Annotated in this window: 10 protein-coding genes; 5 read left to right on the top strand and 5 right to left on the bottom strand. The window is 66.2% G+C overall.

Annotated elements, in window-relative coordinates; translation table 11 throughout:
* Window positions 1-10 precede the first annotated feature (10 nt).
* Complete coding sequence (locus F3J43_RS22820) at window positions 11-829, bottom strand: alpha/beta fold hydrolase (RefSeq protein WP_166892540.1); 819 nt, start codon at window positions 827-829, stop codon at window positions 11-13.
* 68 nt (window positions 830-897) lie between these two features.
* Window positions 898-3,264 carry a penicillin acylase family protein gene (locus F3J43_RS22825; protein WP_166892543.1) on the bottom strand — a complete coding sequence of 789 codons (2,367 nt, stop codon included), beginning with the start codon at window positions 3,262-3,264 and terminating at the stop codon, window positions 898-900.
* A gap of 87 nt (window positions 3,265-3,351) precedes the next feature.
* Here F3J43_RS22825 and F3J43_RS22830 point away from each other — a divergent pair, with 87 nt between their 5' ends.
* On the top strand, window positions 3,352-3,918 hold the full coding sequence (locus F3J43_RS22830; RefSeq protein ID WP_166892546.1) for a sugar O-acetyltransferase: 567 nt from the start codon (window positions 3,352-3,354) through the stop codon (window positions 3,916-3,918).
* Here the strand turns inward: F3J43_RS22830 and F3J43_RS22835 are convergent.
* A complete protein-coding gene (locus F3J43_RS22835) occupies window positions 3,897-4,454 on the bottom strand; it encodes a DUF6436 domain-containing protein (protein WP_166892549.1) in 558 nt (185 codons plus the stop codon). The genes F3J43_RS22830 and F3J43_RS22835 overlap by 22 nt on opposite strands.
* 186 nt (window positions 4,455-4,640) lie before the next feature.
* Here F3J43_RS22835 and bipL point away from each other — a divergent pair, with 186 nt between their 5' ends.
* Complete coding sequence (gene bipL / locus F3J43_RS22840; protein ID WP_166892553.1) at window positions 4,641-5,567, top strand: phospholipase BipL; 927 nt, start codon at window positions 4,641-4,643, stop codon at window positions 5,565-5,567.
* Here bipL and F3J43_RS22845 read toward each other — a convergent pair whose 3' ends face one another.
* Window positions 5,568-6,320 carry a DUF2059 domain-containing protein gene (locus tag F3J43_RS22845; protein WP_166892557.1) on the bottom strand — a complete coding sequence of 251 codons (753 nt, stop codon included), beginning with the start codon at window positions 6,318-6,320 and terminating at the stop codon, window positions 5,568-5,570.
* Between the two features lie 121 nt (window positions 6,321-6,441).
* On the opposite strand from F3J43_RS22845, the gene F3J43_RS22850 reads away from it, so the two are divergent.
* Window positions 6,442-7,065: a 2OG-Fe(II) oxygenase gene (locus F3J43_RS22850; RefSeq protein ID WP_166892560.1), complete on the top strand. Its 624-nt coding sequence runs from the start codon at window positions 6,442-6,444 to the stop codon at window positions 7,063-7,065.
* Window positions 7,052-7,549 carry a 2-thiouracil desulfurase family protein gene (locus tag F3J43_RS22855; RefSeq protein ID WP_166892563.1) on the top strand — a complete coding sequence of 166 codons (498 nt, stop codon included), beginning with the start codon at window positions 7,052-7,054 and terminating at the stop codon, window positions 7,547-7,549. Before F3J43_RS22850 ends, F3J43_RS22855 begins: the two co-directional genes overlap by 14 nt.
* 48 nt (window positions 7,550-7,597) lie before the next feature.
* On the opposite strand, the gene F3J43_RS22860 is transcribed toward F3J43_RS22855, so the two are convergent.
* The gene (locus F3J43_RS22860; protein WP_166892566.1) at window positions 7,598-8,086 is read right to left on the bottom strand and encodes a transporter substrate-binding domain-containing protein; all 489 of its coding nucleotides are present in this window, start codon (window positions 8,084-8,086) and stop codon (window positions 7,598-7,600) included.
* A 228-nt stretch (window positions 8,087-8,314) separates the two neighbouring features.
* Here F3J43_RS22860 and F3J43_RS22865 point away from each other — a divergent pair, with 228 nt between their 5' ends.
* Window positions 8,315-8,791 carry a DUF4399 domain-containing protein gene (locus F3J43_RS22865; RefSeq protein WP_166892569.1) on the top strand — a complete coding sequence of 159 codons (477 nt, stop codon included), beginning with the start codon at window positions 8,315-8,317 and terminating at the stop codon, window positions 8,789-8,791.
* Window positions 8,792-8,965 lie beyond the last annotated feature (174 nt).

Below are 8,965 nucleotides of genomic sequence, written 5' to 3' on the forward strand. Positions count from 1 at the left end.
GATGACTGTCTCAACGGTTGCGCGGCAACCAGTTCAACAGGAAATCATTCACCACCTGCGGATTCTCCAGGCTGGAGATATGCCCGGCGAATGGAATCTGTGCCGCCAGGCATCCAATCAGCTGCGCCATCTCGGCGGACTCCGCCGGAGGCCTTGGAATATCCTGGTCGCCACAGAGCACGATGGTCCGCTCTCCTGGCAGCTCACCTAGCCGCGCCAGCAGGTCTGGCCGGCCGAAGATCACCCGGCCCATCGGCTCGAGGCTGTCCCGGATGGCTTCGGCGCTGCTTGCCTTGAGGTCCGCGCGGAACCGTTCGCGCACCTCGGGCACCGTCTGGCCACCGGCATGGAAGAAGATCGGCACCACGACGTCCAGCAACGGGTCGACGAACGCCCCTGCCTTGCTGGCTGCATCCAGCAAGCCGAAATACTTCAGTCGCGTTGCCTCGGGCTCCGCGCCCAGGTAGGTGTCCATCAGCACCAGGCGATCGACACGCTCAGGGTGGTCAATGGCCAACTGCGCGCCCCACATGCCGCCAACCGACAGCCCGACCAGGTGGCACTTCTGGATACCCAAGGCATCGAGCAACGCCAGGTGCTGGCGAGCCAGGGCGGCCATGTCGAGGGTACTGGCGGGTGGGGCGTCGGAGTCGCCGTGCCCCCACAGTTCGGGCACGATCACCCGATAATGCCGGGACAGAGCCTCGACCTGTGGCTGCCACATGGCGGCTGACCACAGGTAGCTGTGTCCCAGCAGGACCGGGAAGCCTTGGCCCTGGTCGACATAGCTCATGCGGGCGCCGTCGATCTCGATGAAGTGTCTTTGCATCGGGTTACCTTGTTCGTCTGCAGGTTGAGCGGTTGCTACCCCTTCCGCGGGGGCCGCGATGGGGCGAATCAATGACCCGGCACCAGGCGCAACGTGCTCTGTGCCGGAATCACGCCCATCCGCGCCTTGTGGTAGTGGCCCTCGATGTAATCCTCGGCCTGGTCGCCATAATGCCGGTCGAACGGTACGCCGCTTTGCCCGACTGGGTTGATGGTCAGCGCGGCGCCGGCATCGGCGAAGTCGACCAGGCGCCGGGTCGAGGGCCCGTAGGTGACCGGCCAGGGCGCCGGGCCGATCTTCGCCGAGAGGTTGTTCGGCACTTCATGGCTGCCCGGCGCGGCGAAGGGGCCGACATTGAACAGCAGGTTCAGCGGCTTCTTCACCCCCAGCGGGTGGTTGTGGGTGAGGGTATGGGCCTTGCCCCATTGCCAGCTGGTCGGGTCCTTGCCGAGGGTCTTGCGCAGGTGCGCGAGGCTGCGTTGCCAGGCCTGGGTGACGATGGCGGCGCGATCGGTGCGGGCGGTGCTGCCGCGTTGCTGCCACCACGGCGAATCGGGGTCGGCGGCCAGGCGCGGCAGGGCGGCGTCGATGGCGCGGGTGCTCAGCAGTACCGGGAACCAGGTGTCGCCCAGCTCGTCGTGCAGGGCGGCGAAGGCCAGTTCGTAAAGGAACTGGTTGAACAGCGTGGCGCTGGTGGAGTCCAGCGGATAGTCGCCGCGCCAGGCCGCCAGTTGCTCGACCAGCTCCTTCTCCTCATCGCCCTGGGCGACCTTGCGCAGCGTGCCGAGCAACGGTGCCAGGGTACGTGGGCCGTAGTCGGTGCTGGTGTCCAGCTGCAGGGCCTGGCTGTTCTGGGTATCCCAGCGGATGTCTGGGTTGGCCAGTTGGCGGTCGAGCTGGCGACCCCGGTCGGCCAGGTTGTAGTAGCCGGGAATCGGCATCCCTGCCGGTGGCTGGAAATTGGCCGAGACGATGTAGCCGCTGGCCGGGTTCTCCTGCTGCGGGTTGGCGCTGAACGGGTAGAAGCCGAGCTTGTCGGCCTGGCCGCTGCTGCCGTCAAGAATGAAGGCCGGGTCGACCCCGTCCGGGCGGATCGGCAGGCGTGCCGCAGCCCACCAGCCGATATCGCCGCGGGCGTTGGCCCAGACCAGGTTCAGGCCCGGCGCCTGGATCAGGGGGGCGGCTTCGCGCATCTTGTCCAGGCTGTCGGCACGGTTGATCCGGTAGAAACCCTCTAGAAGCGGATTCTCGGTTTCGAGGAATGCCCACCACATGGCGATCGGCGCGGCGCCAGCGGTGTCGCCGAGCACGTTGTTGACGATCGGGCCGTGGGGCGAGCGGCGCAGGGTGATGGTGGCCGGATCCTGGCCCTTGACCGCGACCTTTTCCTCGGTCTGTTCCAATGGCTGCCAACGGCCGTCGATCATCACCTGTTGCGAATCGGCCGGGTTGGTCTTTTCCGCGATCAGGTCGAGGTCGTCGTTCTGGAACATGGTCAGGCTCCAGCCGAAGTCGCGATTGTGACCGAGCAGGGCGAACGGGTTGAGTGCCTGGAAGTAGCCGTACAGGTTGAAGCCCGGCGCCGACAGTTCGGCCTCGTACCAGACCGCCGGGACCGCGAAACCGATGTGCGGGTCGCCCGCCAGCAAGGGGCGGCCGCTGCGGGTACGGCTGCCGGACACGACCCAGGCGTTGCTGCCTTCGAACTGCGGGATGCCGGCGTCGGCCAGGGCATCCTGGCTTAGCCGGGCAAGCCCTTCGAGGCTGTGCCAGTCGACGGCGGCCAGGGGCGTGGCCAGGGCACCGCCCGGTTGCCAGTCGAGGTCGAAGATCTTCAGGTAGTCCGGACCAAGCTGGTCGCGGATGTAGGTGAGGGCGGGCTCGGTGCGAAATGCCGCGGCGAAGCTGTAGGCCATGTAGCCGGCAATGCTCAGGGTGTCCTCGGCGGTGAAGGGGCGCGGGGTGATGCCGAGCAGGTCGAACTCCATCGGCCTGGGGTGGCTCGCCTGCCACTGGTTGACGCCGTCCAGGTAGGCCTGCAACGCCTGCCAGGCCGGCGACTGCGGATCGATGCGGGTGAGCATCCTGGCCGCCTGCTCGCGAATGCGCAGGCTGCGGAACAGGGTATCGGTGGGCAGCAGCTTTTCGCCGAGCACCTCGGCCAGCTCGCCACGGGCCAGGCGGCGCATGATCTCCATCTGGAACAGCCGGTCCTGGGCGTGCACATAGCCCAGCGCGCGGTACAGGTCAGGTTCGTTCTGCGCCTGCAGGTGTGGCACGCCACGGGCGTCGTAGCGAGCGCTGACCGGTGCCTGCAGCCCGCTGATGGCCACTTCGCCGTCGCGTAGGGGTTGCTTGCCTTGCACGTACCAATAGCCGGCGCCAGCAGCGGCCCCGACAATCACCACCGCCAGCAGGGTCAGGCTGCGCTTCATCGCAACTCCTTGTGCATTCGCAGGAAAAATATGGTCCGATCATCGGCGGATTCGCGCACTGAGCATAGCCCCCAGGAAGGAGTTTCCATGTCCCTCAGCGAAAAACAGAAAATGCTGCAAGGCCAGCTCTACCACGCCGGCTGCCCCGAGCTGCAGGCCGAGCAGATCGCCAACAAGCACTGGATGCAGCGCTACAACAGCAGCGTCGAGCTGCTCAACGACGAGCGTCACGGCCTGTTGCTGGAGCACTTCGCCAGCGCCGGCGATGGCGCGGTGATCCGCCCGCCGTTCTACTGCGACTACGGCTACAACATCAGCATCGGCGCCAACAGCTTCATGAACTTCAACTGCGTGATCCTCGACGTGCTGCCAGTGCGCATCGGCGCCGACTGCCAGATCGGGCCTGCCGTGCAGATCTACACCGCCGACCATCCGCTGGACCCTGAGCTGCGCCGCACCGGCCTGGAGAGCGGGCGGCCGGTGAGCATTGGCGACAACGTGTGGATCGGCGGTGGGGCGATCATCCTCCCCGGCGTGAGCATCGGCGACAACGCCGTGGTCGGTGCCGGCAGCGTGGTGACCCGTGATGTGCCGGCAGGCGCGGTGGTGGTGGGCAACCCGGCGCGGGTGCGTCAGCCGGCCCAGGGGCAGTAGCAGCCCACCGCCAGGGTGTTCGAGGCCTGCACCCGCCGGCCTGCGACCAGGGCTTCAAGGATCGGCTCGATGAAGCTGTTGCTCGAGTTGCACACCGCGCCCTCGCTGTACGGGCCGAAGTAGGCCAGGTTGCCTTCGCGATCCCAGATCGCCACGGCGGGCGTGGCCGGCAGCCCGTCGCTGCCGGGCAGGTTGGCCAGGGGCTCGATCACCGCCAGGTTGGCTGGCAACTGGCCGTGGCTGCCAGGCTTTTGCAGGACATGGAAACTGACGCCTCGCGCAGCGAAGCGCTCGACCAGTTCGCCCAGGTGCTGCTGGTTGCCGACGTTGCATGGGCAGGCCGGGTCCCAGAAGTGCACCACCCGTACCGGACCGGGCCCCGCCAGCTCTGGCGGCAGGCGCAGTTGGCCGCCGTCGAAGAAGGTGGTCTGGTTGTCGAACGGGCGCAGGTAGCGCGACTGGAAACGGTCGTAGGCCGACCAAAGGAGCGTGGCGCAGAGCAGCAATGCAAGGAGTGTCAGGAGTCGCTTCGCCATAAGAGCCCAGGCAGGCAGCCTGTGGGAGCGGGCCGGCGGCGAGGGTGCTGTATTCACCATCGCTGTTGCGGGGCAAGCCCGCCCCACAGGGGCTGCGTCGTTGGTTGGAAATGACCGCAAGCTTGCCACGATGTCGGGCAGAGCTGAATATCGCAGATCAATACTCGCTTCACTCTGGATGTACCCATGCCCGTCAGCTTTCACCCCGACCTGCTGCGCGCCAGCCTGTCGCCCCTCGTCGCTCGCCAGCCACTGTCTGCCCAGGCCCGGGACTACCAGCGCTTCTATGGCCTGGACCTGCCGGTGTGCAGTTGGCTCGGCGGTTTCCAGGCGGCTGGATTCGACCTGGTCGGCCAGGTCTGGTTGCCGGAGCGAGCGCAGGCCACGCTGTTCCTGCTGCACGGCTACTACGACCACATGGGGCTGTACCGCCATGTGGTCGAGTGGGCGCTGGGGCGGGGCTATGCGGTGATCAGTTGCGACTTGCCCGGGCATGGCCTGTCCAGTGGCGAGCGTGCCTCCATCGACGACTTCGGTCTCTACCAGCGAACCCTCGATGCGCTGTTCGACCAGGCCCGCCAGCTGGATCTGCCGCGTCCCTGGCATCTGTGCGGGCAGAGCACCGGCGGGGCCATCGTGATCGACCATTTGCTCAATTGTGGCGGGCAGAGTCCGGCCGACGGCCAGGTGATCCTGTTGGCGCCGCTGGTGCGCCCCTGCGCCTGGCGCTGGTCGAAACTGAGCTACTGGGTGCTGCGCCATTTCGTCAACGGCATCGAGCGGCGCTTCAGCGAGAACACCAACGACCCGGCGTTCCTGGCGTTTCTCGAGGCCGATCCGCTGCAGCCAAGACGCTTGCCGACCGCCTGGGTCGGTGCGCTGCTCAAGTGGGTGAGGCGGATAGAGTCGGCGCCGCGCAGTACGCGGCGGCTGTTGATCGTGCAGGGCGAGGCTGACGGCACGGTGGACTGGCAGCATAACCTCGAGGTGCTCAAGGCCAAGTTCGCCGACCCGCAGATCCTCATGCTGCCCGAGGCGCGGCATCACCTGGCCAACGAGCTGCCCGGTATCCGCCGGCGCTACTTCGACTTCATCGACCAGCGCCTGGGCTGATCAGTTCAGGTCCGCGGCGTTCTGGCCCACTGCCAGGGCCGCGCGTACCGCGGTCACGGCAGCCTTGTAGTAGGCCTGGCCGTCGGCTGACTCGGCGAAGGTGGCGAATGCCTCCAGCTCGACATCCGACAGGTCGCGATAGACATACAGCAAGGTGTTGTCGAGGTCTTCGCCGACCTGGTTCATCAGGCGCTGGCGCTGGCCGTCGAGCAGGCTTTGCGCCTGGCCGCCGCCGAACAGCCCCGGGATCATCGAGCTGAGGCTGTCGGCCGCCACCCCGGCGATCGCCAGGCTGACCTCGGCGCCGGCCTCGCGGGCGGGCAGGGCACGGCTCAGGTGACCGACGATCAGCAGGCGGTTGTCGCTGACCTGCATCTTCGGCAGGCCCTTGGCGTTCTTCGCCAGTTGGTCCTTGCGTGTGGCCAGCAGTTCGGCGGCCACCACCTTGCGCCCCAGTGGCGACTGGAAGAAGGTCAGTGCCGGCGATGGGTTCTTCAGGTTGGCGCGCAGTTGCGCCTGGGCGCGGCGGTCCATGGCCTGGGCCTGGAAGCGCTGGTTGCTGTTGTTTACCAGGGCCTGGTAGACCGCGGGCGGCAGGCTGTTGCGATAGCGCTGCTGGGCGGCGCCCACGGCATCGTTGAAATGGGCGCGCTGGTCGGGCCAGCCGGCGGCCTTGTACAGCTGATCGAGGGTGTCTGCCCAGACAGGCATGGTGCAGATCATCAGCACTAGCAGGGAAAACAAACGGCGCATTCAGGACTCCTGTCGGCAGGCGGCTATTGTCCTTGTCACGGCAGGGCTTTGTCGAGACGCCAGAAGCGCTTCCTGACCAAGTGGCGCTGTGCGAGCACGGGGCGAATGGATATGATGCGCCATGCACATTCCTCCTGAACATCCGATGCTGTCGACGATCGTCGATGACCTGGCCGCCCGTGGCTGGTCGCAGCAGAATTTCTTCCTGCCCGAAGCGCTGGCGCGCACCCTTGCCGGCGAATGCCGGCGTCGCTACGCCGAAGGCGAACTCAACCCCGCAGGCGTCGGACGAGGTGCCGAGCAGGAAGTGCGCGAGGCGATTCGCGGCGACCAGATCCAGTGGATCGATCCCGGCGACTCCGAGGCCTGCGATCGCTACCTGGGTGCCATGGATTGCCTGCGCCTGGCGATCAACCGCGGCCTGTTCCTTGGCCTGGAGGATTTCGAGTGCCATTTCGCCTTGTATCCGCCTGGCGCCTTCTATCGTCGTCACCTGGACCGCTTCCGCGACGATGACCGACGCATGGTCTCGGCGGTGCTGTACCTCAACGAGGGTTGGCAGCCCGAGGATGGTGGACAACTGCGCATGTTCCTGGCCGAGGGTGTCGAGCATGACGTGCAGCCAGTGTCCGGCAGCCTGGTGGTGTTCCTTTCGGGCGAAGTCCCTCACGAAGTCCTGCCGGCCGGCCGCGAACGCCTGTCGTTGACGGGCTGGTTCCGGCGGCGTGGCAATGACCCGTTCTGAGCAGGCGAAGATCCTGGTCAGCGCCTGCCTGCTGGGTCAGCCGGTGCGCTATGACGGGCGTGCCAGCGGGCATCCCGACCTGCTGCGCCAGTGGCAGGCCGAAGGGCGGGTCGTGCCGTTGTGCCCGGAGGTGGCGGGTGGCCTGCCGACGCCACGGCCGCCTGCGGAAATTCCGGGCGGGCAGGGCGGCCAGGTGCTGGATGGGCAGGCGCAGGTGCTGACGGTGACCGGGGAGGATGTCAGCGGTGCGTTCATGGCCGGCGCACAGTTGGCACTGGCGCTGGTGCGCTGGCATGGCATTCGCGTGGCGGTGCTCAAGTCCGGCAGCCCGTCGTGCGGCAACCGACTGACCTATGACGGCAGCTTCAGCGGGGTGAAGGTGGCCGGGGAGGGCGTGACCACGGCGCTGCTGCGTCGCGAGGGCGTGCAGGTGTTCAGCGAACTGGAGCTGGACGAGGCGCAGCGGGCGTTGGCCGGCGCTTGAGTGGTGCGGGCCTTGTCGCAGGCTGCGCCAGCTTCCACGGCGCTGGAGTCACTGCCTGCCGGCGGTCTGCGTGGCACCCTTGAACCACTTCGCTTCCAGCGCCTCCAGCCGGCCATCGTCCTCGATGCGCTGCAGGGCATGGTTCACCGCGCTCTCGAAGGCCGGATTGTCTTTCTGGAAGGGGATCACCAGGGGAGGCTGGGCAAAGGGCTGGCTGGTCGTGAGCGTCGGGGCCAGCTTCCGTTCAGGGTCGAGCTTGTCGATGGCGATGTCGTAGCGGCCGCTCTCCACGCCTGATAGCACTTCGTCCGCCGGTGCCTCGACAAACTCGGCGCGAACATCCAGCTCCTTGGCCAGGGCCTGGCCAAGTTCGATGTCGAAGCCGGTCAGGTGTTCGTTTTCCTTGAATGCATACGGTGCCGCATCGCTGTGTACGGCAATGCGCAACTCGCCCCGGTCGTTGATCTCATCGATCAGCTCGGCCTGGGCCAGTGGACTGATCAATACCGCCAGCAGTGCGCCAATGGTCAAACGCATGAGTGCCCCCCTTTGTTGTTCGGCAGATGGATAGCGCTCGCCGCGGCTTTTTCCACGCCTCGGTCGAACGCAGCTTCAGACCTCGAGACCTTACTGATGTTTTGGCCGCGCTCAAATATTTCTGAGCCGTTTTTCGCACTGCCTGTGGTGTAGTTGGTCTATGGTGAAGTACCGCCGTGCTTCATTTAAGGGCTGGCGGTCAATTGAAGTGAATCAAAGGAGATGTACATGAACAGCCTGATCTCGCGCGCTGCCGTCGCCGGTCTGCTGATGGGCGCCTCGCTGCTCGCCGGCGCCGCGGATGCCCTGAAGAGCCAGCAGCCACCGGAAGGGGCCAAGGTCTTCATCGTTTCCCCGGCTGACGGGGCCACGGTCGACAAGACCTTCACCGTCAAGTTCGGCATCGAAGGCATGGGGCTCAAGCCCGCGGGCGACCAGACCCCGCACACCGGCCATCACCACCTGCTGGTGGATGTCGACAAGGCGCCCCTGGCTGACCAGCCGCTGCCGACCAGCCTGATGCCCGAGAACAACGCGCCGCTGCCGGCAGGCCCGCAGGTACTGCACTTCGGCAAGGCGCAGACCGAGGCGACCATCACCCTGACACCGGGCAAGCACACCTTGCAGTTGGTGCTGGGCGACATGTACCACGTGCCGTTCAAGCCGAGCGTCGAATCGCAGAAGATCACCGTCACGGTGAAATAAGCCAGCGCTCGTTGCTGCCGGCACAACGAAAAAGGGAGGCCACCAGGGCCTAATGCCAGTCAGTTAAGCTGACTGGCATTTTCATTTTCGGGTCGGATATTTTGCTGGTCGTTGCTTAACTACTCTCGGGAACCAACGATCAGGTCGTCGATGAGGCAAGATATACTGCGCCGC

The organism is Pantoea sp. Cy-639 (assembly GCF_011752525.1).
Taxonomy (GTDB): Bacteria; Pseudomonadota; Gammaproteobacteria; order Pseudomonadales; family Pseudomonadaceae; genus Aquipseudomonas.